We start from the raw sequence: 25,475 nt of genomic DNA, 5'->3' as shown, positions 1-25,475 counted from the left end.
GGGATCCTGCCGGGCCCGGCCGAAAGGGCGACACGGAGCGGCGGACACCGGCCGTGCCCCGGCGAACTGGCACCATGGCACGGACCCGGCCGCCGTGCCGCAGTGGAAGGAAGACCGTGACCGACGCACACGCCGCACCGCACATCGCAGAACAGGCCGGAACCCTCCTCCTCGGAGGCGACCTACCGGTCCATCGCCTGGGCTTCGGGGCGATGCGGATCATCGGTGAGGGGGTGTGGGGCCCACCCCGCGACCGGGACGAGGCACTGGCCGTGCTGCGGCGGGCCGTCGAACTCGGGATCGACTTCATCGACACCGCCGACTCCTACGGCCCGCAGATCAGCGAACAGCTCATCCGCGAGGCGCTCTACCCCTACCCGGAGGGCCTGGTCATCGGGACCAAGGCCGGGTTCGTCCGGACCGGGCCCTCCCAGTGGCACAAACTGGGCCGTCCCGAATACCTCAAGCAGCAGGCGGAGCTGAGCCTGCGCAACCTGGGGGTCGAGCGGATCGACCTGATGCAGCTGCACCGCATCGACCCCGAGGTCCCGCTGGCCGACCAGCTCGGCGCCCTGGTGGAGCTCCAGCAGGAGGGCAAGGTCCGCCACATCGGCCTGAGCGAGGTGAGCGTGGACGAGCTGTCCGCGGCCCGGGCGGTCACCCCGATCGCCTCGGTGCAGAACCAGTACGCGCCCTCCTTCCGCCAGTCCGAGGACGTCCTGGAGCAGTGCGAGAAGGACGGGACCGCGTTCCTGCCCTGGGCGCCGGTGGGCCGGGGCGAGATGGCGTCGGCGGAGTCGCCACTGGCCGCGATCGCCGCCGAGCACGGGGTGAGCCCGGTGCAGCTCGCCCTGTCCTGGCTGCTGCACCGCTCCCCCGTGATGCTGCCGATCCCGGGCACCTCACGGGTGGCGCACCTGGAGGAGAACACGGCGGCGGCGGCCGTGCGTCTGTCCGAGGCGGAGGTCGACCGGATCAGCCAGCTCCTGTCCTGAGGCGTGTCCGCCGGCCCCGGGAACCCGCCCCGGGGCCGACTCCCGGCCCGGGACCGCCCCCGAACCGGCACGGGGCGGTCAGCGCACGTAGACGCCCGCGCGGGCGGCCGCGACGGCCGCCCGCGCACTGCGTTCGGCGGTCTCCTCGTCCAGGGCGCCGCCGCTGGCGAGCAGCCGGTAGTACAGCGGAGCGGAGACCGCGCGGACGACCTCGTGGGCGTCGGTGCCCTCGGGGAGTTCGTCCCGTTCCACCGCCCGCTCCACGCAGGGCGCCCACTCGCGCACGCGCACCTCGTAGAAGCGGTGCAGCGCCCGTGCGGTGCGTTCGTCGCAGGTGGCGGCGGCGATGATCGCCTTGAACAGGGGCCCCTGGCGCGGGTGGGCGAGGGTTTCGCGGACCAGGTGGGCGTTGGCGGTGAGGTCCTCGATCAGCGAACCGGTCTCCGCCCTGGGCTGTGACTGCTCGGCCATGTCCTGGAGCAGGTCGGCCACCAGCGCGGGCACCGAACCCCAGCGGCGGTACACGGTGGTCCGCCCGACCCCGGCCCGGCGGGCGACGTCAGCCAGGTCCAGTCCGTCCATGCCGCGCTCGGCGAGCGCGTCGCCCGCCGCCTCCAACACGGACGTGCGCACCCTGGCGGTCCGGCCCCCCGGCCGGGCGCCCCCGTTTCCGGGTTTCTCGGACAGCACCATGCGGGGACTCCTCTTCCGTCAACGGTCCTTTCCCTGCTAGCGTACGCAGACCACTAACGGGATTATAGTCCCATTAAGCGAGGGCCTCCATGCGATACCGCACTCTGGGCGCCAGCGGCCTGCGCGTACCCGAACTGGGCCTGGGCACCGGCACCTTCGCGGGCAGCGGACCCCTCTTCGGGGAGTGGGGCACCGCCGGGCCCGAACAGGCGCGGCGCCTGGTGGACCTGAGCCTGGACGCCGGGGTGACCCTGTTCGACAGCGCCGACGTCTACTCCGAAGGCGCGGCCGAGGAGGTCCTCGGGCAGGCGGTGCAGGGCCGCCGCGACCGGGTCCTGCTGTCCACGAAGGTCGGGCTGCCGACGGGCGCGGGACCCCAGGACGCGGGGACCTCGCGTTCACGGCTGATCCGCACCACCGAGGACGCGCTGCGCCGGCTGCGGACCGACCGCATCGACCTGCTGCAGCTGCACGCCTTCGACGCCTCGACCCCGGTGGAGGAGACCCTGTCCGCACTGGACGCGTTGGTCCGCGACGGCAAGGTGCGGTACGTGGGGGCCTCCAACTTCTCCGGTTGGCAGCTGATGAAGTCCCTGGCCGCCGCGGACCGCCTGCACACGCCCAGGCACGTGGCCCACCAGGTGTACTACTCGCCGGTGGGGCGCGACTACGAGTGGGAACTGATGCCGCTGGGGCTGGACCAGGGGGTGGGCGCCCTGGTGTGGAGCCCGCTCGGCTGGGGGCGGCTCACCGGCCGGATCCGCCGGGGTCTGCCGCTGCCCGAGCGCAGCCGCCTGCACCGCACCTCCGGCTTCGGCCCGCCGGTGGCGGACGAGCTGCTGTTCGACGTGGTGGACGTGCTGCTCGAGGTGGCCGCGGAGACCGGACGGACCGTCCCTCAGGTGGCGATCAACTGGCTGCTGCGGCGTCCCACCGTGGCCTCGGTGATCATCGGGGCCCGGACCGAGGAGCAACTCATCGACAACCTCGGGGCGGTGGGCTGGGAGCTGGACCCGGAGCAGGTGGAACGGTTGGACGCGGTGAGCCGCCGCGAGGCGCCCTACCCCTACTACCCGTACCGCCGCCAGGAGGGCTTCGCACGACTGGACCCGCCGCTGTTCGCCTGAGCGGCCGGAACGGCCCGGGTCGGTCGAGGCAGGCGGTCCGGGTCGCACATCGGCGGGCCGAGACCCGCCGATGTGGCCCCGCACGGGCCCGCACCTGTGCGGCCTCAGTGGTACGCGGGCTAGACGGGGCGCAGGCGGAAGACCTGCAGACGCATGTTGTAGTACTTCTCCGTCTCGCCGACCCATTCCATCCCGAGCCTGCGCGCGACGGCGATCGCCCGCTCGTTGCGGGGGCGCGCGACCGCGAACACCTCCTCGATCCCCTGCTTGAAGGCCCAACCGATGATGGCCTGGCTCGCCTCGGTGGCGTATCCCTTCCCCCACACGTCCGGGCGCAGCGCCCAGGTCAGCTCGAAGTCCTCCTCGAAGGGCGGGAGCAGCTTCAACGACAGCCCTCCCACCAGCAGCCCGTCCTCCCTGCGAACGATCGCCCAGCGCCCGGCGGGCGGGATCAGGTTCGGTCCCGCCTCGATCCAGGCGTGCAGCACCGAGCGCATCGCGCTGATATCGGTCACCGGTTGCCACTCCGGCGTCAGCCAGTGCGCGACCTCCTCGGCCCCGTAGATCTGAAGGGCCGCCTCGGCATCGCCCAGCTCCCACTCCCTGATCAGGAGTCGTTCGGTTGGCAGCTCAAGGCTCATATCACAACGTTAACCGTTTCGGTGGGGATGGGCCAGGGGTGGCCACACCACCACAAACCGGCCCGATGGCCCGAAGATCGCCCGCAGCGGTCCGCCGACGCGGGGCGTCCCGCGCCGCCCTTCGCAAGGAGGGAGCGAAAATACTTTCGCAGGAATGCCGTTTCCTTGCCATTATGTGAGGGATCCTTTCATCGGTATGTACGGAGCGTCCCCGCATGCGGTTCAGCCACGACCCCCACCACGACGGGTCACCCGACTACGTGACGATCGACGACGACCGCGCCCGGCTCCGCGTCCGGGTCCCCGGCGGCGCCGACGCGGTGTACGCGTACGTGGTGGAGGACGGCGAGGCACGACTGGTGGAGGGGGCACCGGAGTCCGCCGCGGACGGGGTGAGCTGGTTCGCGGTGGAGATCCCCCTCCTGCCCGTGGTGACCCCCTACCGGTTCGCGATCGTGCGCGGACGCCGGTACACCTGGCTCAACCAGGCGGGCACACACGAACACGAGGTCACCGACGACGGCGACTTCCGCCTGCTCACCGGACCCAATCCGCCGTCCTGGGTGCCCGCGACCACCGTCTACCAGATCTTCCCGGACCGGTTCGCCCGCGACGACGACTCCGTCGGCCCCCTCGCCGAGCACCCCGACTGGGCACACCCCCGCGCCTGGGACGACGAGCCCGCGGGCTCCGGCCCGGCCGCCGCCGGGGAGTACTACGGCGGAACCCTGGAAGGGGTGCGCCGCCACCTGGACCACCTGGCCGGCCTCGGCGCCGAGGTGGTGTACCTGACCCCGTTCTTCCCCGCCCGGTCCACACACCGCTACGACGCCTCCAGCTTCACCGAGGTGGACCCGCTGCTGGGCGGGGACGCCGCCCTGCGCGCCCTGACCCGGGAGGCGCACGAGCGCGGCATGCGGGTGATGGGCGACCTCACCACGAACCACACCGGCGACGAACACGAGTGGTTCCGCGCCGCCCGGTCCGACCCGGACTCGGAGGAGGCGGGTTACTACTACTTCACCGACCACCCGGACGGTTACGTGAGCTGGCTGGGGGTGGGCTCGCTGCCCAAGCTCGACTACTCCTCGGCGGCGCTGCGCGAGCGCGTGTACGGCGCCGACGACTCGGTGCTGGTGGACCGCCTGGGCGGCGAGGAGGGCCTGGACGGCTGGCGGATCGACGTGGCCAACATGACCGGCCGCCTGGGAGCCCAGGACGTCAACCACGAGGTCTCCGGTGAGATCGCCGCCCGGATGCGCGAGGCCGCACCCGAGGCGTGGTTGCTGGCCGAGCACTTCTACGACGCGGGCCCCGACACCCGGCACGACGGCTGGCACGGGGTGATGAACTACGCCGGGTTCACCCGGCCGGTGTGGGCCTGGCTGAACACCGGCCCGGCAGGGGTCCGGTACGCGGCCACGCACACCGCGGCGCCGCTGCCGAGCAGCGGTGCCGCGGAGGCGGTCCGGGCGATGCGGACCACCAACGCGGGGCTGCCCTGGCGGGTGCGTGCGCACAGCGTGAACGCGCTCAGCACCCACGACTCCGCACGGTTCCGGACCGTGGTGGGCGACCCGGTGCTCCAGGCCGTGGGTGTGGCCGCGCAGGCCACGCTGCCGGGGGTGCCGTTCGTCTTCGCCGGGGACGAGATCGGTCTGGAGGGACGCGACGGGGAGAACTCGCGGCGCACGATGCCCTGGCACCGCCCCCAGGACTGGGACCGGCGGGTCCTGGACTCCCACCGGCGGCTGCTCGCCCTGCACCGGAGCCTGCCAGCGCTGCAGACCGGCGGGCTGCGCTGGCTGGACGCGGGCGAGCACCACATGACGTTCCTGCGCTCGCTGGGAGATCAGGTGGTCCTGGTGCACCTGACCGACGGCCCGCACGGTGAGCGGGTGGCCGCGCCGGGCGACCTGGACGCCGCCGGGCTGGAGGTCGTGGAGTGCGACGGAGGGGTGCGGGGCCGGTTCGAGGACAAGGTGGAGCTCTCCGCCCGGGGCCCCGGATACCTGGTGGCCGTGGGGGTCCGCCAGGCGGGCTAGGAGCGGTGGCCCGACAGGACGGGCCCGTGGGGGCGGGTGCGCGCGGCGCTCCCGCCCCCACGGGTGGTCACAGGAGTGCCTCGACGTCCTTGGTGATGCGGGCGACCACCTCGGCCGTGCGGCCGGTGAAGTAGAAGTGGTCGCCGGGCAGGGTGTGGTGCGCGAAGTCACCCCCAACGTGGTCGGCCCAGCCCGCGAGGCGTTCGGGGGTCATCCCCCGGTCGTCGGCGCCGCCGAAGACCGACAGCGGGACCTCCAGCGGCGCGGCGTCCGGGTCGGGGCTCCAGGTGTCGACCAGTTCCAGGTCGGCGCGCATGAGGGGTTCGACGTAGGACCACAGGTCCGGGTCCTCCAGCGCGCTCCGCGGGGTCCCGCCCATGCGGACGATGGTCTCACGCAGGCGGTCGGCGGAGGCCAGGTGGCGGGGCTCGGCGCGCTCGGGACCGGGCTTCGGGCTCCAGGCGGAGGCGCCGAGCCACACCGGCGGGGTGCCGGCGCCGGTGAGGCGACGGGTGAGTTCGTAGGCCACCAGCGCGCCCATGCTGTGCCCGAAGAGCCCGAAGGGGCGGTCGAGTTCGGGGCGGATCACCTCGTGCATCCGCTCGGCCAGGGCTCGGGCCTCGCGGACGGGTTCGGCCCCGGAGCTGCGGGCCCGCCCGGGGGCGTCCAGGAGGCAGATCTCCCAGTCCGGGGGGAAGTGCCGGACCCAGCCCCGGTACCCCAGGTGGGAGCCGCCCGCGTGGTGCAGGACGAAGAGCCGGAAGCGGCTGTGGGGAACGGATCTGAGCCGGGTCAGGGCGCCCTCGTGCACGGATCTCCTCGCCTTTCTACCAATGGGTAACAACGTGAACCTACCAGCCAGTAATAAACCGGAGGCAACTCGGAGGACCTGCCCGGCTCCCCGCGCGGACACACCCGCACACCCTCCCCGGGGCAGCCCGGACGGAAACGGCCCCGCACGGTGTCAGAAGACCGCGGAGGGTACGAAGCACCCGGAACGCTGCACCGCGAAGGCCGGGACCGCGTTCCTGTGCGGCTCCGGGACCCGGGCGGTCCTGGGAGCACGTCCCCGGATCCGGCATCCCGGAGCCGACCGTACTGGCCGGGTGCGGACCCCGCTCCGGCGCGCGCCGGGGAGAGGCTCAGGCACCGCCCCCGGGGCCGTCGGCGGCGGGACCGGCCGCACGGCCCAGCCGAGCCGAGAGTTCGGCCGTGTACCGCCTGAGTTCCCCGGGCTCCTCCACGGTGAAGTCCAGTCCGGTCAGGGCCAGTACGAGGGAGATCCACTCGTAGGAGTCCACCCGGGCGGTGTAGCGGGAGCTGTCCGGGCCGACCGCCTCCAGGGAGCCGTCCACCCGGGTGATGCGGGCGGCGACCTCGGCCGCCGGGGCGTGGAACAGCACTGTGACGGTGTGCCGCTCCTCCCCCGCTCCGAACCCGCGCTCCAGGTGTGCGGCCAGGTCCTCGGCCGGGAGCTCCCTGGGGGTGAACGCGGCCCGGGTCGGGGTGAGGCCGGTGATCCGGTCGAGCCGGAAGGACCGCCAGTCCTCGCGGTCCCGGTCCCAGGCGAACAGGTACCAGCGCCGTCCCAGCATGACCAGCCGGTAGGGGTCCGCCCTCCGGTGCCGCTCCAGGCCGTCGCGGCCCCGGTGGGTCATCCGTACCCAGTGCCCGGCGGCGACCGCCTCCCCCAGGCCGGTGAGCACGTCCGCCGGGGCGCCGGGCCAGACCCGCCGTCCCGGGTCCACCGCCGTGGCCAGGGATCCGGCGCGGCGGGACAGCCGGGAGGGGAGCACCCGTTCGATCTTGCCCAGGGCCCGTTCGGCCCCGTCCTCCACGCCCTGGACCCCGCTGTGCCCGCCCGCGACCATCCGCAGCCCCAGGGCCACGGTGACCACCTCGTCGTCCTCGAACATCAGCGGCGGCACGGCGTTGCCCGCCACCAACCGGTAGTGGCCGCCGGGACCGCGCAGACTCTCCACCGGGTAGCCGAGCTCGCGCAGGCGGTCGATGTCGCGGCGCACCGACCGGGGACTGGTGCCCAGCGCCTCGGTCAGGTCCGCGCCGGACCAGGCCCGCCCGTCCTGGAGGAGTGAGAGCAGGCGGAGCATTCGCTGACTGGTGTCGGCCATCCCCGGATTCTTCCCGAACTCCGGGTGGTTGTGGCCGGATTCTGACCACAATCCTCCTTAGCGTGGCCACCATGACCCTCACGACGCCACAGGACAGCACAGCCACACCCGGGATCACCGTGGTCGGAGCCCGGGAGAACAACCTGCGCGGGGTGGACCTGACCCTGCCCCGGGAACGGCTCACCGTGTTCACCGGGGTGTCGGGTTCGGGCAAGTCCTCCCTGGTGTACGGCACCATCGCCGCCGAGTCCCAGCGCCAGCTCAACGAGGCGCACGACAGTTTCACCCGCAACCGGATGGCCCGCCTCGGCGTGCCCGACGCCGACCGGTTGGAGAACCTCACCGTGACCATCGCCGTGGACCAGCGCAGGTTCACCGGCAACGCGCGATCGACCGTGGGCACCGCCACCGACCTCGCCCCGCTGCTGCGGCTGCTGTTCTCCCGGATCGGTGAGCCCTGGGCGGGCTACTCCCCCGCCTTCTCGTTCAACGACCTCTCCGGGATGTGCCCGGAGTGCGAGGGGCTGGGCACCGTGCGGCGCATCGACGCCGACGCGCTGCTGGACCCCGCCCTGTCACTGGACGGGGGTGCGATCAGGTTGCGTACCTTCGCCCCCGGCTCGTGGCGGTGGAAGCGTTACGTGCACGCCGGACTGTTCGACCGCACCCGACCGGTGGGCCGCTTCACCGCGAGGGAGCGCGACCTGCTGCTGTACGCCGAGGGGGTGCGCCCGCCCGACCCGGACCCGGAGTTCCCGATCACCGGGGTGTTCGAGGGGGTGGTCCCCCGGATCACCCGCAGCCTGCTGGACGCGGTCGCGCTCAACCAGCGCGACCGCGACGAGCTGGAGCGGGTGGTGTGGCGGGGCCCCTGCCCGGGGTGCGGCGGCGCGCGGCTGAACCAGGCGGCGCTGGCCTGCCGGATCGACGGGCGCAACATCGCCGACCTGTGCGCGCTGCCCGTCACCGGGTTGGGCGCCGCGGTCGCGGAGATCGACGACCCGCGGGTGGCGCCGGTGACCACCTCGCTGCTGGAGCGGATCCGCGGCCTGGAGGAGGTGGGGCTGGGCTACCTCAGCCTGGACCGGGCCTCGGGCACGCTGTCCGGCGGTGAGGCGCAGCGGGTGCGACTGGTGCGGCACCTGGGCGGGTCACTGACCGGGCTGACCTACGTGCTGGACGAGCCCAGCGCCGGGCTGCACCCCGCCGACGTGCACCGGCTGACCGGGATGCTGCGACGTTTGCGCGACAAGGGCAACACGGTGCTGGTGGTCGAGCACGACCCGGACGTGATCGCCGTGGCCGACCACGTGGTGGACCTGGGCCCGGGGGCGGGCAGCGAGGGCGGCCGCGTGGTCCACGAGGGTTCGGTCGAGGGTTTGCGGGCGGCCGACACCCCCACCGGCCGGTACCTGCGCCGCCCCCGGACGGTGCGGGACCGCGCGCGCACCCCCGTCGGGAGCGTGCGGATCCGCGACGCCCGCCTGCACAACCTGCGCGGGGTGGACGTGTCGTTCCCCACCGGGGTGCTGACTGCGGTCACCGGGGTGGCGGGTTCGGGCAAGAGCTCACTCGCGCACGGGGAGCTGCCCCGGGTCCGGCCGGACGCGGTGGTGCTCACCCAGGGGGCGCTGCACGGCGGCCCCCGGTCCACGCCGGTGACCTACCTCCGGGTACAGGACGCCCTGCGCGGACTGTTCGCCCGGGAGCACGGGGTGGCGCCCGGGTGGTTCAGCGCCAACTCGAAGGGGGCCTGTCCGACCTGTCGCGGTCTCGGTGTGATCGTCACCGACCTGGCCTTCCTCGACGACGTCGAGACGGTGTGCGAGGACTGCGCGGGGCTGCGCTTCAACGCCAGGGCCCTGTCGTACACGCTGAACGGCCGCAACATCGCGCAGGTGCTGGCGATGACGGCCTCCGAGGCGAGGGAACTGGCGGACCGGGGCGGGTTCCTGGCGGAGTCCGCCGCCCGGGGACCGGGGTCCGGGGAGGGGCCGACGCCCGGAGAGGCGGTGGTCACCGGGGCCCTGGAGCGGTTGGAGCGGGTCGGCCTGGGCTACCTCGGGCTGGGCAGGTCCCTGGACACCCTGTCGGGCGGCGAACGCCAGCGGCTCCGGTTGGCCCGGGAACTGGCCGGGTCCGCGCGGCTGTACGTGCTGGACGAGCCCACGACCGGGCTGCACGGCGGCGACGTGGCCGGGCTGGTCGCCCTGTTCGACCGGATGGTGGGCGAGGGGGCGACGGTGGTGGTCGTCGAGCACCGGATGGACGTGGTCGCCGTGGCCGACCACGTGGTGGACCTGGGCCCGGGGGCGGGCAGCGAGGGCGGCCGCGTGGTGTTCGAGGGGACGCCCGCCCGGATGGCGGCCTCGGGTACGGGTGCGACCGCTGAGGCCCTGCGCGCCCACCTGGCCGGGTGAGCCGGCCGGGCCCGGGAGCGCAGAGGAACCGGCGGGACGGCGGGGGACGCCGGGACGAGGGCCGGAACCGCCCCGGAGAAGAGGGCCCCGCACCCGTCGGAGAGCCGTCCCCGGTCAGTGGGCCCGGTCAGTCGGCCCGTTCGGCGACGAACACGGGGATGACCCGGTCGGTCTTCTCCTGGTAGTCGGCGTAGGGCGGGTAGGCCGCCACCGCGCGGTCCCACCACACCCGCCGCTCCTCGCCCCCGACCTCCCGCACGCGGACGGCGAAGGGCTCGGGGCCGTCCTGGAGGGCGACCTCGTCGGGGGCCGCGCGCAGGTTGTGCACCCACGCGGGGTTCTCGGGCGTCCCGCCCTGGGAGCCCACCAGCGCGTACGCGCCGTCGTGCTCGACCCGCATGAGGGCGATCTTGCGGACCTTGCCGCTGTTGCGGCCGCGCATGGTCACGATGACCACGGGCATGCCGGTGTCCATGAGGGTGTTGCCCTCGCGTCCGCCGGTGCGCTCGTACAGCTCCACCTGTTCGCGGACGAACCTGGACGCGCTCGGCTCGTACTCGCCCTGCAGGACGTCACTCACGGACATCGCTCCCCCTGGAGTTCGGTTACGGAAGACACCCCGATCGTGCCACGGCCGGCCGCTGGCGGGTAGCGCGCGACATGCCCGGTTCCGGCCCCCTCGGGAGCTCCCCCGGGCCGGCGTGTCCGCCGCTTCGACACCCGCGTGCCCCCGTGATCTTGCTACCAGAGGCGAAATGAGCGCCGAAGTTGCCCCTGGTAGCAAGATCACGGGGAGAAGGGGGCCGAACCCGGCCTAGAAGTCCTGGTCGCAGAAGGGGGCTTCGGGACGGGACAGGGCGGTGTCGAGGAGGTTCACCGCACCGGGGGTGTGTTCGGTGAGCAGGCCGGTGCGCAGGTACCCGGTGAGTGCGTTCCCTCCCAGGTGGGCGGCGCCCAGGCGGGACACGTCCAGGGACAGGTCGGGAGCGGCGACGGTGGCCTCGCAGGCGGCGCCCGAGCGGTCCGCGCGCAGGTGCCAGCGGCCCGCGTTCCAGGGCGCGTGCCGGTCCGCCACCTCCAGGACCACGTCCACCGGGGCCGCGTAGGAGCGCTCCGCGAGCGCGGCGGGCACGTCCACCAGGCGCAGCCACAGGGCGTCGTCGAAGGTGGTGGCCAGCCGGGTGGGGTCGGTGAGCAGGTACTGGAGCGGATCGTCCTGGGCGACGCTCGCGAAGTCCACCCGGGCGACGAGGTCGCGGGTGAAGAGGTGCTCGTACAGGGCGGTCCAGGCGGCCGGGGAGGTGGCGGTGATCTCCTCCACGTGCAGGGAGGCCCGGTTGCCGTCCTCCCCCTTGCGCAGGGTCCGGTACAGCGCGTATCCCCGCGGGCCGTCCGCCCCGGAGACCACGACCGCCTTGAGGGAGCTCCTGCCCTCGCGGGTGTCGGGGGTGTCGCGCAGGGCGGCGTCCCAGAAGGCCGGGGACCGCTGGAGGCGTCCGGTCTGGACCGAGGCCACGGTGGCGTGCACCCGCTCCAGGTCGGCGCGGGCCCCGGAGGCGCGGACGAGTTCGGTGCTCAGGCCGGGGTCGCGGGGCGCGTCCGGGCGCAGTCGGGCGTGTTCGACCCGGATGCTCGACCGGTACTCGCTGTTGGCGAGCGCGTAGCCGAAACGGCCGTAGATGGCGCCCTCGGAGGCCCACAGGGCGGCGAGGTTCTCGCCCCGGTCCCGGATGTCGGCGAGCTGGCGGCGCATCAGGGCGGTCAGCACTCCCTGTCGGCGGCGGGTGGGCCACACCCCGACACCGGTCACCCCGGCCACCGGCCGGATCCCGCCCGGAACCGCCATCCGGAAGGAGAAGGCGTTCACCGAACCGATGACCCTGCCGTCCCCGACGGCCCGCTCGTCCCCGGAGGGTTCCCCCCTCCCGGCCCGGTCCGCCTCGACGGCCAGGAGCAGGCGCCCGTAACCGTCCTCGGCCAGGAGCGGGGCGAGGCGTTCACGCGAGACCTCGCGCTCGTCCGAGGCCAGGAGGGCCTCCCCCACGACCTCGACGACGGCGGGGAAGTCCTCCCTGCCGCCGGCGCGGACCGTCCACCCGCGCTCGGCGGGGCGCTCCCGCTCCGTCTGTTCCACTCGCTCCGACTTCCTGGCCTGACTCATACCGTTCCGTTCTGTTCGGCCGTGTGCCGTGGCGGGGGCCGGGCTCCCCCGGCTTCTCCGCGGGTACCGGGGCTAGAAGACGACCCCGCAGAAGGGTGCGTCGAACCGGTGCAGGGCGGTGTCGAGGGCGTCGACCGTCCCGGGGGTGTGTTCGGTGATCAGCCCCGCGCGCAGGTACCCGGTGAGCGGTGCCTGGCCGAGGTGGGCGGCACCGAGGTGGTGGACGTCGAGGGAGAGGTCGGGGGCCCCGTCGGCGGGCTCCACGCGGGCGCCCTCGGCGCCGGCCTTGAGCCGCCAGCGCCCGGCGTTCCAGGGCGCGTACCGGTCGGTGACCTCCAGGACGGCCTCGAAGGGGGCCGCGTAGGGCCGTTCCGACAGGGCGCCGACCATGTCGACCAGGCGTACCCACAGGGAGGGGTGGTGCTGGGCGACGGCCCGGCCCCGGTCGGTGAGCAGGTGGTGCAGCGGGCAGTCCGCCGGAAGGGAGTCGAAGACGGTCCTGACGACCAGGTCCCGGCTGAACAGGTGCTCGAACAGGGCGGTCCAGGCGGCGGGGGTCGTCGCGGTGATCTCCTGGACGTGCACCTCGCCCTGGGCGCCGTCGTCGGCCCACCTGTTCCTGGTGCGGTAGAGGGCGTAGCCCGCGGGTCCGTCCTGGCCGCCCACGACCGCGGCCACCAGCGGACTCCTGCCCCCTCGCTGGGCGGCGTCGTCGCGCAGGCTCCGGTCCCACCAGGGCCCGGTGCGGCGGAACTGGCCCACCTGGGTCGCGGCGACGGCGGCGTGCACCCGCTCCAGGTCGGCGCGCACCCGCTCCGGTTCGCGCAGGACCACCCGCAGGGCGGGGTCGCGGGGGGCGTCGGCGCGCAGGGTCCCGTGGGGGCGGCTGACGCTCGTCGACAGTTCCGTGCAGGCGCTGCCGTAGCCGAAGCGCTCGTAGATGGACCCCTCGGAGGCCCACAGGGCGGCGTAGCGCACACCGTCGGCGTGGATGTCGGCGAGTTGGCGGCGCATGAGCGAGCTCAGCACTCCGCGGCGGCGGTGGGTCGGCCACACGCCCACACCGGTCACTCCGGCCACCGGAACGGGGCCGCCCGGCATGGTCATCTCGAAGGGGAAGTGGTTGGCGGTGCCGATGACCTCCTCCCCCTCGCCGTCGTCCACCGCCACCAGGAGGCGCTCGTAGCCCAGCGCGTCGTGGAGCGGGCGCATCAGGCCCAGCATGGTGTCGACGTCGTCGCTGAACAGGAGGGCCTGGCCGAAGACCCTGGCCGCCTCGGGAAACTCGTCCGCGTCGCTGTGGCGCACGGACCACCCCGGGGCCGGTGCCGCGGGGTCCGCCTTCTGGTTCTCGCTCATAGGGCAAGGAATACCAGCGCTCCCGGAGCGGCGGCCACTGGTTTTACCCGTGGTGTCGGTCCCCGCGGCAGCTCGGGGCACGGCGCCGCCCCTGTCGGGTCAAGGGCGAGTAAGCCGGTCCCGCCCGGGGCAGGTTCCAGGTGTGACGACACGAGAGACCCCTACGCCTCCCGACGCCCCCGGACTGGTCGTGGGGGTGGACGCCGGAGGCACCACCACCCGTGCCCTGGTCACCACCCTTCGCGGCGAACGCCTGGGCGAGGCCTGGGCGGGGGGAGCCAACCCCAACACCCACGGCCCCGAGCAGGCGGGCGAGCAGCTGACCGAGGCGATCGGTACCGCCCTGGACCGGGCCGGGCCCGGTGCGCGCGAGGCCGTGGCGGCAAGCGTGGTCGGGCTGGCCGGGTACTCCGCGCTGCGCGACGGGAACGTCCGGGCCAGGTTGGAGCGCGCTCTGGGCAAGGCCGGGCTGGTACCGACCGGGCGGGAGTTCACCGGTGACGACGTCGTCGCCTTCGCCTCCGGGACCCCCGAGCGCTCCGGCACCGTCCTCATCGCGGGGACCGGAGCGATCGCCACCCGGATCGAGGACCGGCGGCGCGGCAGGTCGGCCGACGGCATGGGCTGGCTGATCGGCGACGAGGGTTCGGCTTTCTGGATCGGCCACCAGGCGGCCCGGGAGACCGTCCGTCAGCTCAGCCGCGGCGGTGAGCTCAGTCCGCTGGCCCGTACGGTGGCCAAGCAGGTCATCCCCGGCCAGCGGCCGAGCGGCGCCGACCAGTGGCCCGAGGAGCACGCGCGTGACTTCGCCCGTGCCCTGACCGAGGCTCCCCCGATCGGTCTGGCCGAACTCGCTCCGCTGGTCACCGACGCCTACGAGGCCGGCGACGAGGCGGCCGCCGTGATCGTGAACGCCGCCGCGGGCCACCTCGCACAGTCGGTGCACCAGGTACGCGTCCCCGGGGAGCCCCTGCCCGTGGTCCTGTCCGGCGGTGTGCTCACCCGTTCGGCGCCGGTCCGCGGGGCGCTGACCCACAAACTCACCATGGGGACCGGTGCCCCGGTGATCCTGGCCGGGTGCACCTGTGGAGGTGCGGCCTGGCTGGCGGCGCTGGGCGCGGGGGCCGAGGACCGCGACCCGGGCCTGCACGAGGCCTTCACCCGGCCCGAGCGCGTGGTCGTCCCGACCTGAGCGGCTGACATCGCGGCCGGGCCGGGTGGCCGCCCCGGTCCCCCGGTTTGCCCAGCTCCGACACGGTGTCCTACTGTGTGTCTGGTTAGGCTTACCTAACCTTGACGAGAGGGGACGCCGTGACGGAGCGGCAGGCGCGTCCGAAGAGGACCGTGCACACCGGCCGGGTCGAAAGCGTGGAGCAGCTGACCCCGCACATGATCAGGGTCGTCCTGGGCGGTGAGGGGCTGTCGGAGTTCGCCACCGGCGGCGCCGCCGACAGCTACGTCAAGCTGCTGTTCCCACCGCCCGGTCCGAACGACCCCGAGTCCTTCGACCTCGACGCGGTCCGGGCCGAACGCCCCCGCTCGGAGTGGCCGGTCACCCGCACCTACACCGTGCGCTCCTGGGACCCCGGCACCCGTGAACTGACCATCGACTTCGTCCACCACGGCGAGGTCGGCCTGGCCGGGGTCTGGGCCGCCGGGGCCGAGCCCGGCGACCGGCTGCGCCTCCTCGGCCCCGGTGGCGGTTACGCGCCCGACCCCGAGGCCGACTGGCACCTGCTGGCCGGGGACGAGACCGCCCTGCCCGCCATCGCCGCGGCCCTCGAACAGCTACCCGAGGGGCGCCCGGCGCACGTGTTCGTCGAGGTCGAGGACGCCCGCGAGGAACAGCCCCTGGCCGCGGCCGAGGGTGTCCGCGTGCACTGGCTGCACCGTGACGGCGGCGTCCCGGGGGCGCGGCTGGTCCCGGCCGTACGCGCCCTGGAGTTCCCGTCCGGGGACGTCCAGGCGTTCGTGCACGGCGAGGCCGGCTTCGTCCGCGACCTGCGCCGCCTGCTGCGCGTCGAACTCGCCCTGCCCAAGGAACGCCTGTCGGTGTCCGGCTACTGGCGTCTGGGCCGGGACGAGGACGGCTGGCAGGCCTCCAAGGCCGAGTGGAACCGGAGCGTGGAGGCCGAGGAGGCCGCCGCCCTCCACAGCTGAGCAGCAGCCCCGGGTGTCCGTCCCCAGCATGCGGCCCCCGTCCCCGCGGCTTACAGGTCCAGGGATTCCAGGGCGATCAGGTAGCCCTCGTTGAAGGTCGGGAACTGCGGGATCGTGTCGCGCAGGGCCGCGATCGGCAGGCCCATGCGGATCGCGAGCGCGGCCGTGTGGATCCACTCCGAGGCCAGCGCGCCGAACGCCCAGGCCCCCACCAGGACCCCGTACTCGCGGTCGGCGACCAGCCCCAGGGAGCCCCGCGGGTCGGTGTCCATGGTCCAGGGCCGGGCCAGGGCGGCGGTCAGGTCCGTCTCGGCGGTGACGGCGTCGATCCCCCGCTCCCTCGCCTGGGCCTCGGTCAGTCCGACCGCCGCGACCTCCGGATAGGAGAACACCACCCGGGGCACGGCCGTGTAGTCGGCCGCCCGGTCCGCGCCGAGGATGTTGTCGGCGATCACCCGCCCCTGGTACTTGGCCACGTGGGTGAACATGGCCCGGGCGGTGACGTCCCCGGCGGCCCACAGCCCGGGGGCGGCCCGGCAGCGGTCGTCCACCGGCAGCGCCGCGCCGTCCAGTTCCACACCGAGCTCGGCCAGGCCGAGCTCACCGGCCCGGGACCTGCGCCCGGCGGCCAGGACCATCACGTCGGTCCGGATCCGCTCACCGCCGGAGAGGACCGCGGCGACGCCGTCGCCCTCCCGGGACACCGACTCGACCTGGCTGTCCAGGCGGACGGTGATCCCGTCCCGGTCGAACTGGTCGCTGACGAGCTCGCACAGCCGGGGATCCTCGCGGTCCAGGAGCCGGGGCCCGCGCTGGACGATCGTGACCCGGGTGCCCATCCGGGCCAGGAACTGGCCCAGTTCGACACCGACCGCGCTCCCGCCGACCACCAGGGCGCTCCCGGGGATCTCGGTGAGGGTGGTCGCCTCGCGGTTGGTCCACAGCACGTCGGGGCCGAGGCCGTCCAGCCCGTCGATCGGTGGGACCTGCACGCTCGCCCCGGTGGCCACGACCACGTGGTCGGCGGTGTGCTCGGTGTCGCCGACCGCCACCCGCCAGGGGTCGCGGCCCACGATCCGCGCGGCGCCCCGCAGTACCAGGGCGCCGCGCTCCCGGTAACCCTCGACCTGCGCGGAGTCGTCGAGGTGGCGGATCATCTGGTCCCGGTAGGAACGCAGGGCGGGCCAGTCCAGTGCGGGGTCCCCGACCCCGGCGGCTCCGACCGCCTCCTCGCGCACCTCCGGGGGGCGCAGCAGCACCTTCGTGGGGATGCAGGCCCAGTAACCGCACTCGCCGCCGACGAGGTCGCGTTCGACCACCGCCACCCGCCGCCCCGCGGTGATCAGACGGTCGGCGACCGTCTCACCGCCCGGGCCCATACCGATGACGATCGCGTCCAGGTGCTCCATGAGGTCCTCCCGAGGGGCCACCGGCTCGGTCCCGGCTGCCAACCACGATGGTGTCCCGGGGAGGGTGCCAAGGGAAGAGCCGACACGCGCACCCGGGGCCCCGGGTGCCGGGCCCGGGAAAGGGATGTTGGGGGCCGGACCGGGCCCGTCGGCTCGCCCGTGGAGCCTGCCGGGGTCGGCCGGTGGGGCGCCTCACAGCTCTGACATGCGGCGATCGGGTGGCTTCCGTGCTGTACTTCTTGGTTGGCACCCGGCCCGAACCGAAAGGAACCGCCGCCCCGGCGCACACGCATGTCCACCCAGAACATTATTCTCCTCCTCGACCTCATGGGGATCTTCGCGTTCGCCCTCGACGGGGCGCTGACCGCGATCCGCACCGCGAGGGTCGACATCGTCGGGGTGATGGCGCTCGGGGTGGTGACCGCCATCGGCGGCGGCATCATCCGCGACGTCCTGCTCGGTGAGACCCCGGCGACCTTCCAGGACTGGCGGTACCTGGTGACCGCGCTGGCCGGGGGGACGCTGGCGTTCTTCCTCAGCAGCCAGCTCACCCACCTGTCCAAACCGATCCTGCTGTTCGACGCCGCCGGGCTGAGCCTGTTCGCGGTGATCGGGGCGACCAAGGCCCTGGAGTTCGGCTTCGGCCCGCTCCAGGCCGTCCTGCTGGGTGTCATCACCGGGGTGGGCGGGGGCACCATCCGCGACGTCCTGCTCAACCGGATACCGACGGTGCTCAGCGCCAACTCGCACCTGTACGCGATCCCGGCGATGCTCGCGGCGGGGATCGTGGTCGCCGCGGACCTGGCCGGGTTCTCCGCCGGATGGATCGCGATCGTGGGCGCGCTGGTGTGCTTCGGCACGCGGGTGCTGTCCCTGCGCTACCGCTGGAACGCCCCGAGCCCGCCCGGGGCGCCGCCGCTGTAGCGCCCCGGAACGGGGCCCGGTCAGGGCTGGACCGTGACCTGCCAGACGTGCCCGTCCGGGTCGGCGCACAGGGCCGTGTAGCCCCAGGGTTTGCGCTCGGGTTCGGCCAGTACCTCTCCCCCGGCGCCCCGGACCCGTTCGACCAGGCCGTCGACCTCCCGTTCGTCGGCAACGGCCATCCCCATGAGGCACTCGCTGGTGCCTGGCCGCGCGAGTTCACGGTCGTCGCCGAGGACCCAGCCGAAACCGCCCCTGGGGATGAGCAGCAGCACGGTGCGCTGGTCGATCAGGAACATGAGCGGCTCGGGCACGCCGTCCTCGGCGGGTTCACCGAGGGGCTCGAAACCGAAGGCCTCGCGGTAGAAGGCCATCGCCCTCGCCCGGTCGTCGATCGGCAGTGCCACGGAAGGGCTGCGGGTGGTCGTGGACACGGGCTGCTCCGTTCGCCGGGATACACGGCATCATCTCCCCTACGGACTCCCGGCCGCGGTGAAACTCATCGCGGGTCGGGCCCGGTCCCGCCTCCGTGCGGTTCCGGCGCCCGGCCCGTCCGGAGAGCGCGGGCGGCGGTGCGGCGCAGGGTGGCGACCATGGCGGGCACCGGTTCGGGCGGGCGGCTCCGGTGCACCGTGTAGATCTCCCGGGCCAGGCGGGTGCCGCGCAGCGGTCGGCTGACCCACCCGCCACCGCGCGCCGCGCCGAGGATGCTCCGCGGGATCAGGGCGACACCGACCCCCGCCTCGATGAGGGCGAGGGCGACCTCGTAGTCGCGGGTCTCGTAGGCGACGGTCAGGCGCACACCGGCAGCCGCTGCGGCGGTGTCCAGACTGATCCGGTTGTGGATGCCGGGCGCCCCGCAGATCCACTCCTCCCCCGCCAGGTCGGCCAGGGAGAGTTCGTTGTCGGCGATCGGGTGGCCGGTGGGCGCCACCGCCATGAGCGGGTCCACCAGGAGGCGTTCGCGGTGCAGACCGCCACTGCGGGGCAGGGGCACCCCCGGGTAGCGGTGCGTGACGAGCAGGTCGAGGTCGCCGGAGGCGACCAGGCCGTGGCCGCCGGGCGGTTCGATGTCGGACAGGGACAGGCGCACGTGGGGGTGTTCGTGGCCGAAGGCGGCGAGCGCCTCGGGGAGCAGGACCTTGCCCGCGCTGGCGAAGGCGCCCAGGGACAGGCGCCCGGGGCGGTCGCCGGCCACGGCTCGGACCGCGGCCTCGGCGTCACGGAGCTCACCCAGCACGCGCTCGCCGTGTTCGAGCAGGACCCGTCCGGCCTCGGTGAGGGTGGCGCCGGTACGACCGCGCTCGACCAGGACGCAACCGACCTCGCGTTCCAGTTTCGTGAGCTGTTGGGACAGGGCCGGAGGGGTGAAGGAGAGCCGGTCCGCGGCGGCGGCGATCGATCCGGCGTGTGCGATCTCCACCAGGACCCGCAGTCTGTTGGCGTCCAGCACGGGACGTCCCACCCCCTCGATCCAAGACAAACACTGGCACAAATATCTGCTTAACCTTCTTTAGCAGACCCAACTTTAAGTTAATGCTCGGTAGCGGCAGAGTGGGAACATGAGCACCACGACCGCGCCCGCCGTGCCCACGGCCACCGACGTCCGCGCCGCCGCCGAGCGCATCGCCCCGCACGCCCGCAGGACCCCGGTACTGCGCACCGAAATCGACGGCCGTCCCCTCACCCTGAAACTGGAGCAGCTCCAGCTCACGGGTGCGTTCAAGCTGCGGGGCGCTCTCAACGCCCTCATGGGCGGGGAGCCCGCCGAGCGGGTGATCACCGCCTCCGGCGGCAACCACGGCCTGGGGGTGGCCACGGCCGCGCGGATCCTGGGTGTGCGCGCCACGGTGTACGTGCCCGAGACGGTGCCCGCGGCCAAGGCCGAGCCGCTGATGGCCACCGGCGCGGAGATCGTCCGGGTCGGCGAGCACTACGCGGTGGCCGCCGAGGCCGCCCTGGAGCGGGCCGACGCCGAGGGCGTGCGCTACCTGCACGCCTTCGACGACGCGCTCGTGGTCGCGGGCCAGGGGACCGTCGGCCTGGAGGTCGCCGCCGACGCGCCCGAGTGCGACTCGATCGTGGTCGCCGTGGGCGGTGGCGGCCTGGCCGCCGGTGTGCGCCTGGGCGCCGAGGGCCGCCGGGTGGTGGCGGTCGAGCCCGAGGGCTGCCAGAGCATGCACGCCGCGCTGGCCGCCGACCACCCGGTCCGGACGCCGGTGGACTCGGTCGCCTCCTCCGCTCTGGGTGCCGCCACCCTGGGCCGGGTGCCCTTCGAGGTGCTGCGCGCGAATCCGGTGACGCCCGCGCTGGTCAGCGACGCCGAGATCATCAGCGCGCAGACCCGCCTGTGGCAGGAGTTCCGCATCGCCACCGAACCCGCCGCGGCCGTCCCCTTCGCCGCCTGGCTGGCCGGGCGCGTTCCGGGTGAGAACCCGTGCCTGGTCGTGTGCGGCGCCAACGCCGACTGGCGGCTGTCCGGCTGAGGTCGGCGGGCGCGCGTTCGGCCGCGGACGGAGCCGGGCGCGCGGGTGTCGGGCAGGTGTACGGGGCTGGCCCCCGGGGGGCCGGTGTCCCTCCTTTCGGAGCCCTCCGTTTAGCCTGGTGACGCAGCGCACTCCGTGTGCGGCAAGTCATTGTTACTGCCCGGTCACCGTTACATTGAGGTCGGCTCCGTCCGACGATAAAAGGGAGAACACGTGCTCTACGGTGCGTTGCGGCAGACCGCGGCGGTCCTCGCCCGGACCCTGTGCCGGCCGACCATCGAGGGCCGTGACAACGTCCCCTCCACCGGACCGGTACTCCTTGCCAGCAACCACCTGTCCTTCGTGGACAGCGTCGTCATCCCCCTCTCGGTCACCCAGCGCCGGGTACGCTTCCTCGCCAAGTCCGACTACTTCGAGACCCCCGGCGTCAAGGGGAGGCTCAGCAAGACCGTGTTCAGCTCCCTGGGGGCCATGCCGGTCCGGCGCGGCAACGCGCGCGACGCCATGGTGTCGCTGGAGATGATGCTGGACCGGCTCAACGCCGGCGAGGCCTGCGTGGTCTACCCCGAGGGCACCCGTTCCCGCGACGGCCGCCTCTACCGCGGCCGCACCGGCGTCGCCCACCTCGCCCTGGAGTCCAAGGCCGTGGTCGTGCCGGTGGGGCTCAGCGGCACCCAGGAGGTCCAACCGATCGGGGCGAACATGCCGCGCCCCCGCCCCTTCACCGTGCGTTTCGGCGAACCGATGGACTTCTCCACCGGGTTCGACCACCTGGCTGCGGCCAAGGCCCGCCGGGTCATCACCGACCGGATCATGGACGCCATCGGCGACCTCACCGGGCAGGAACGCGTCGGCGCCTACAACGACCACGGCGCCGGGGAGTAGCCCCGGGGCTCCGCTGGGAGCCCGCCCCACCCCCCGCGGGCGGTGCCCACCGGCGGCGGTGAGCATTACCCGTGCGCGGCCCGCGCCGCCCGACCCCTCCGCGGAACGCTCCTCCGAACTCTCCGCCCGCGCGCCCGGGCGCGCCTGGCCACTCCGCGGGGCCGAAGGGTACGCACCAGGAATTCAGAAAACTTCGCATGCCTGGTGGGAGCGCTCCCTAAGCCATTTGCCGAATATATCTGATTGACCCCGGGACGGAAGCGAAGATAGGTTCGCACGTCGCTGATCCATCAAGGGGTGGCCGCCTTACACTGCTCTCCTTTCCCGCGCCTGACAGGCGCACGAGACGGCCTGTCCGCAAAACGAGAACCAATGAGGGAAAGGACGGTGCACAGGGTGACCCTCCCTGCCGCCGAAGAAGTGGGGCGCCCCGAGAAGAGCAGCCCGAAGGCCCTGTTCAGGGCACGGAGGGAATGGGTTTTCTTCGCCACCCTGTGGAAGTCCCATCCGGCACTGACCGTGGCGTGGTGGGCACTGGTCCTGTTCCAGGGAGTTCTTCCCGCCGTCTTCGTCGTGGCGGTCGGCGTGCTCGTCGGTGCCGTCGCCGACGGGGCCCCGCTCCGGACACCACTGCTCCTGATCGGTGTCGTCTTCGTCCTGATGCAGGTCATGACGCCCCTACACGCCCAGGTCGGCTCCCTGCTGGGCGAGCACGTCTCCGACCGTCTGCACGACCGCCTGCTCGTGGCCGCGAACACCCCGGACGGTGTCGCGCACCTGGAGGACCGCGAGCGCATGGACGAGCTGACCGCCGCCCGCGACTTCGACCTCGGGCTGACCGGCCCGCCCCTGCACCTGTCCATGGGCATCATCGCGGGCGGCCTGGTGGAGGCCGTCGCGGGCCTGGCACAGGCGGTGGTCCTGGCCGCCTACGCCTGGTGGGCGCCGCTGCTGGTCGGCGGGGCCTGGCTCTCCACCCACTGGCTGCTGCGCGAGAGCACCCGGTGGGACCGCAACACCGGTGAGGTCCTCGACGCCCAGCGCCGCGCCGAGTACTCCTACCGGCTGGCGGTGGACTCCCCCGCCGCCAAGGAGATCCGGCTCTTCGGCCTCGCGAGCTGGCTGACCGACCGCTTCGCCGCGGACCGGCGCGCCCTCATCGAACTGCGCTGGCACGCCACCCGGCTGCGGCAGAAACCGATGCGCTGGACGGTCCTGGTCCTCATCGTCTCGGGAGGGCTGTTCTTCTGGTCCCTGGGACGGGACGCCGCCTCGGGCGCCGTCGGCCTGGGCCAGGTGAGCACCTTCGCCTACGCGGCCGTCGGCGCGAGCGCCCTGGCCTTCGGCGGCCTGAACTGGGCCCTGTCCCTGGCCGCCGACGGTGTGGCGTCGGTGCTGCGGGTGGAGCAGGCGATGTCCGCCAGCGCCGCGGCCCGCGCCGTGGTCTCCGGCCGGGCCCCTGCGGAGGGCATGCCCGCAGCGCAGATCAGGTTCCGCGACGTGACCTTCTCCTACCCGGGGATGTCCACACCGGTCCTGGACGGCCTCGACCTCACCGTTCCGGCCGGGGGTTCGCTGGCCGTGGTCGGCGTCAACGGTGCGGGCAAGTCCACCCTGGTCAAGCTGCTGTGCCGCCTCTACGACCCGGTCTCGGGAACGGTCGAGGTCGACGGCACCGACCTGAGGGACCTGGACGTGGAGTCCTGGCGCCGCCGCCTCAGCGCCGTCTTCCAGGACTTCGTCCGCTACGAGCTGCCGCTCAGGGACAACGTCGCCCCCCTGGGCGCCGCCCCCGAACAGGTCCTCGAAGCCCTGGCGACCGCCGGCGCCACGGACCTGCGCGATCTGGACACGGTGCTCTCCCCCGGGTACGCCAACGGCACCGACCTGTCCGGAGGACAGTGGCAGCGGGTCGCCCTGGCCCGGGTCCTGTGCGCGGTGAACCGGGGCGCGGGCGTGGTGGTCCTGGACGAGCCCACGGCCCAACTGGACGTGCGCGGGGAGGCCGAGGTCTTCGACCGCGTCCTGGAAGCCACCCGCGGGTGCACCACCGTCCTGATCTCGCACCGCTTCTCCACGGTCCGACGCGCCGACCGGATCTGCGTCGTGGACCGGGGCCGGGTGATCGAGACCGGCAGCCACGACGAACTCATGGCTCTCCAGGGCACCTACGCACGGCTCTTCCACCTGCAGGCCGCGCGGTTCAACGAGGAACAGGACGGAGCCGACCATGCCGACCGATGACCACCCGCTGCCCTCGTCCTGGCGGGCACTGGCACGCACGCTGCGGTTGGGCTGGGCGGCCTCACCCGGTCTCATCGCCGTCGCGTTCGCCACCACGGTCGGCGCCGCCCTGCCCGACGTGCTGATCGCCGCCGTTCTGGCGATGCTCACCGAGGCGGTGGTCTCCGGCGGCCCCGTCGACATGGTCACCGCTTCCGTGCTCCTGGGCGCACTGGCCGCTCTGAGCTGGCTGTTGCGCGTGGTGAGTGAGCGGGCCAACCGCCGCTTCGCCGACCGTGCCGCGGTGTTCATGGAAGCGCACGTGGTGCGGCTGCAGAGCGGCATCCCCTCCCTGGAGCACCACGAACGCCCCGCCTACGTCAACCGCGCCCAGCTGCTGCGCGACCACGCGGACACGCTCAGCGAGGTCTACCAGTACCTGTTCCAGGCGATCGGAGCCCTCCTGCGCCTGGGCCTGACCATGGCTCTGCTGATGGCCATCCACCCCTTGCTCGGGCTGCTGTGTCTGTTCGCCGTGCCCACCGCCCTGGTCTCCCACTGGCGGGGCGGGGTGGAGCACGCGCTGGAGGAGAGGACCGGACACCACGAGCGCCTGGCACGACACTTCTTCCTGCTGGGCACCAGGGCCTCCCCCGGGCGCGAACTACGGGTCAGTCGAACCCGGGAACGGGTGCGCGCCGGACGCAGCCAGGCCTGGGCCGCGCGCCACCGGGCCATGTCCCGGGCCCGCTGGACCACCACGGCGTGGCGGGCGGCGGCGCTGGCGGTCTTCGGCGGCGCGTTCATGGGCTCCCTCGCCTGGGTGGCGCTGGGCGGCGGTTCGGCGGCCGAGGTCGTCCTGCTCCTCAGTGCCGGCAGCCGCCTGGCCCAGTACATCGGCCAGACGCTCAACCAGGTCCACTTCCTGCGCACGATCTGGTTGGAGGGAGGGCGCCGGCTGCTGTGGCTGGAGGAACTGTCCCGCGCCTCGGCCGCGAGCGGCCCCGTCCCCCCGCCGGAACGGATGCGCTCGGGCATCACCCTGGAGGGGGTCTCGTTCGGCTACCCCGGGACGGACCGGCCGGTTCTGGACGAGGTCACGCTCCACCTGCCCGCAGGAGCGGTGGTGGCCGTCGTCGGTGAGAACGGGGCGGGCAAGTCCACGCTGGTCAAGCTGCTGGCCAAGATGTACGAACCCGACTCCGGGCGGATCCTGGTCGACGACGTCCCCCTCGCCGACATGTCGGCCGAGGCCTGGCGGGCACGGCTCTCGGGGGCCTTCCAGGACTTCGCGCGCTTGGAGTACCCGCTGCGGCTGTCCATCGGCCTGGGCGACCTGCCCCGCGCCGAGGACGGAGAGGCCGTCGGCCGGGCGGTCGAGCGCGCCGACGCCCGCACCCTGGTCGAGGGGCTCGACCGGGGGCTGGACACCCAGCTCGGCAACACCTGGGCCCAGGGGGCCGAACTGTCCGAGGGCCAGTGGCAGAAGGTCGCGCTCGCCCGCGGCTACATGCGCGACCACCCGCTGCTGCTGCTCCTGGACGAGCCCGCCTCCGCCCTGGACGCCGAGACCGAGCACCTGTTGTTCGAGCAGTACGCCGAGCGCGCCCGTGCCCTCAGGGACCGGGACCACATCACACTCCTGGTCTCGCACCGCTTCTCCACCGTGCGCATGGCCGACCACATCGTCGTCATGGACGGGGCCCGGATCTGCGAGCAGGGCACCCACGCCGAACTGATGGAGCTCGGCGGGCGCTACGCCGAACTGTACGGAATCCAGGCCCGCGCCTACCGCGTCGAGAGGTGATCGCGGAGCCC

At 73.4% G+C, this 25,475-nt stretch carries 21 protein-coding genes; 11 read left to right on the top strand and 10 right to left on the bottom strand.

Features of this window, described 5'->3' with window-relative positions:
- The first annotated feature begins 116 nt into the window (after window positions 1-116).
- Entirely contained in the window at window positions 117-995 is an 879-nt protein-coding gene (locus IE195_RS08735; RefSeq protein ID WP_191269416.1) for an aldo/keto reductase, read from the top strand.
- 78 nt (window positions 996-1,073) lie between these two features.
- On the opposite strand, the gene IE195_RS08730 is transcribed toward IE195_RS08735, so the two are convergent.
- Complete coding sequence (locus IE195_RS08730; RefSeq protein WP_191269414.1) at window positions 1,074-1,688, bottom strand: TetR/AcrR family transcriptional regulator; 615 nt, start codon at window positions 1,686-1,688, stop codon at window positions 1,074-1,076.
- Between the two features lie 89 nt (window positions 1,689-1,777).
- Here IE195_RS08730 and IE195_RS08725 point away from each other — a divergent pair, with 89 nt between their 5' ends.
- Complete coding sequence (locus tag IE195_RS08725; RefSeq protein ID WP_191269412.1) at window positions 1,778-2,815, top strand: aldo/keto reductase; 1,038 nt, start codon at window positions 1,778-1,780, stop codon at window positions 2,813-2,815.
- Window positions 2,816-2,934: 119 nt separating this feature from the next.
- Here IE195_RS08725 and IE195_RS08720 read toward each other — a convergent pair whose 3' ends face one another.
- Window positions 2,935-3,456 carry a GNAT family N-acetyltransferase gene (locus tag IE195_RS08720; protein WP_191269410.1) on the bottom strand — a complete coding sequence of 174 codons (522 nt, stop codon included), beginning with the start codon at window positions 3,454-3,456 and terminating at the stop codon, window positions 2,935-2,937.
- A gap of 215 nt (window positions 3,457-3,671) precedes the next feature.
- Here IE195_RS08720 and IE195_RS08715 point away from each other — a divergent pair, with 215 nt between their 5' ends.
- On the top strand, window positions 3,672-5,501 hold the full coding sequence (locus IE195_RS08715) for a glycoside hydrolase family 13 protein (protein ID WP_191269408.1): 1,830 nt from the start codon (window positions 3,672-3,674) through the stop codon (window positions 5,499-5,501).
- Window positions 5,502-5,568: 67 nt separating this feature from the next.
- On the opposite strand, the gene IE195_RS08710 is transcribed toward IE195_RS08715, so the two are convergent.
- Window positions 5,569-6,312: a thioesterase II family protein gene (locus tag IE195_RS08710; protein WP_191269406.1), complete on the bottom strand. Its 744-nt coding sequence runs from the start codon at window positions 6,310-6,312 to the stop codon at window positions 5,569-5,571.
- 331 nt (window positions 6,313-6,643) lie between these two features.
- Entirely contained in the window at window positions 6,644-7,633 is a 990-nt protein-coding gene (locus IE195_RS08705; RefSeq protein WP_191269403.1) for a helix-turn-helix transcriptional regulator, read from the bottom strand.
- 71 nt (window positions 7,634-7,704) lie between these two features.
- Between IE195_RS08705 and IE195_RS08700 the strand changes: the two genes are divergently transcribed.
- Window positions 7,705-10,053, top strand: coding sequence for an ATP-binding cassette domain-containing protein (locus tag IE195_RS08700; RefSeq protein ID WP_191269401.1), 2,349 nt, complete (start codon window positions 7,705-7,707; stop codon window positions 10,051-10,053).
- Window positions 10,054-10,180: 127 nt separating this feature from the next.
- Here IE195_RS08700 and IE195_RS08695 read toward each other — a convergent pair whose 3' ends face one another.
- The 3 genes from IE195_RS08695 to IE195_RS08685 form a co-directional block, all read right to left on the bottom strand.
- Complete coding sequence (locus tag IE195_RS08695) at window positions 10,181-10,639, bottom strand: nitroreductase family deazaflavin-dependent oxidoreductase (protein ID WP_191269399.1); 459 nt, start codon at window positions 10,637-10,639, stop codon at window positions 10,181-10,183.
- Window positions 10,640-10,867: 228 nt separating this feature from the next.
- Entirely contained in the window at window positions 10,868-12,214 is a 1,347-nt protein-coding gene (locus IE195_RS08690) for a GNAT family N-acetyltransferase (protein ID WP_191269397.1), read from the bottom strand.
- 72 nt (window positions 12,215-12,286) lie between these two features.
- A complete protein-coding gene (locus tag IE195_RS08685; protein WP_191269395.1) occupies window positions 12,287-13,573 on the bottom strand; it encodes a GNAT family N-acetyltransferase in 1,287 nt (428 codons plus the stop codon).
- 196 nt (window positions 13,574-13,769) lie between these two features.
- Between IE195_RS08685 and IE195_RS08680 the strand changes: the two genes are divergently transcribed.
- Window positions 13,770-14,765, top strand: coding sequence for an N-acetylglucosamine kinase (locus tag IE195_RS08680; RefSeq protein ID WP_191270465.1), 996 nt, complete (start codon window positions 13,770-13,772; stop codon window positions 14,763-14,765).
- Window positions 14,766-14,884: 119 nt separating this feature from the next.
- Window positions 14,885-15,733, top strand: coding sequence for a siderophore-interacting protein (locus IE195_RS08675; protein WP_191269394.1), 849 nt, complete (start codon window positions 14,885-14,887; stop codon window positions 15,731-15,733).
- 50 nt (window positions 15,734-15,783) lie between these two features.
- On the opposite strand, the gene IE195_RS08670 is transcribed toward IE195_RS08675, so the two are convergent.
- Entirely contained in the window at window positions 15,784-17,142 is a 1,359-nt protein-coding gene (locus IE195_RS08670; protein ID WP_191270463.1) for a dihydrolipoyl dehydrogenase family protein, read from the bottom strand.
- Between the two features lie 291 nt (window positions 17,143-17,433).
- Between IE195_RS08670 and IE195_RS08665 the strand changes: the two genes are divergently transcribed.
- Complete coding sequence (locus tag IE195_RS08665) at window positions 17,434-18,066, top strand: trimeric intracellular cation channel family protein (RefSeq protein ID WP_191269392.1); 633 nt, start codon at window positions 17,434-17,436, stop codon at window positions 18,064-18,066.
- A 20-nt stretch (window positions 18,067-18,086) separates the two neighbouring features.
- Here IE195_RS08665 and IE195_RS08660 read toward each other — a convergent pair whose 3' ends face one another.
- Both IE195_RS08660 and IE195_RS08655 read right to left on the bottom strand, forming a co-directional pair.
- Window positions 18,087-18,497, bottom strand: a complete 411-nt coding sequence (locus IE195_RS08660) for a VOC family protein (protein ID WP_191269390.1) — start codon at window positions 18,495-18,497, stop codon at window positions 18,087-18,089.
- A 65-nt stretch (window positions 18,498-18,562) separates the two neighbouring features.
- Window positions 18,563-19,516 (bottom strand): LysR substrate-binding domain-containing protein, encoded by a 954-nt coding sequence (locus tag IE195_RS08655; RefSeq protein ID WP_191270461.1) that lies wholly within the window; start codon window positions 19,514-19,516, stop codon window positions 18,563-18,565.
- Window positions 19,517-19,625: 109 nt separating this feature from the next.
- Here IE195_RS08655 and IE195_RS08650 point away from each other — a divergent pair, with 109 nt between their 5' ends.
- The 4 genes from IE195_RS08650 (at window position 19,626) to IE195_RS08635 (ending at window position 25,464) form a co-directional block, all read left to right on the top strand.
- The gene (locus tag IE195_RS08650) at window positions 19,626-20,549 is read left to right on the top strand and encodes a threonine/serine dehydratase (protein ID WP_191269388.1); all 924 of its coding nucleotides are present in this window, start codon (window positions 19,626-19,628) and stop codon (window positions 20,547-20,549) included.
- Window positions 20,550-20,762: 213 nt separating this feature from the next.
- A complete protein-coding gene (locus tag IE195_RS08645; RefSeq protein ID WP_191269386.1) occupies window positions 20,763-21,434 on the top strand; it encodes a lysophospholipid acyltransferase family protein in 672 nt (223 codons plus the stop codon).
- A 396-nt stretch (window positions 21,435-21,830) separates the two neighbouring features.
- The gene (locus IE195_RS08640; protein ID WP_229826140.1) at window positions 21,831-23,678 is read left to right on the top strand and encodes an ABC transporter ATP-binding protein; all 1,848 of its coding nucleotides are present in this window, start codon (window positions 21,831-21,833) and stop codon (window positions 23,676-23,678) included.
- Entirely contained in the window at window positions 23,665-25,464 is a 1,800-nt protein-coding gene (locus IE195_RS08635) for an ABC transporter ATP-binding protein (RefSeq protein ID WP_191269383.1), read from the top strand. The genes IE195_RS08640 and IE195_RS08635 overlap by 14 nt, the downstream gene beginning before the upstream one ends.
- The last annotated feature ends 11 nt before the right edge of the window (window positions 25,465-25,475 follow it).

It is taken from the genome of Nocardiopsis terrae, from assembly GCF_014651695.1.
Taxonomy (GTDB): domain Bacteria; phylum Actinomycetota; class Actinomycetes; order Streptosporangiales; family Streptosporangiaceae; genus Nocardiopsis; species Nocardiopsis terrae.
Note: the sequence above shows the minus strand (reverse complement) of the source record. Positions and strands in the feature narration are given on the sequence as shown.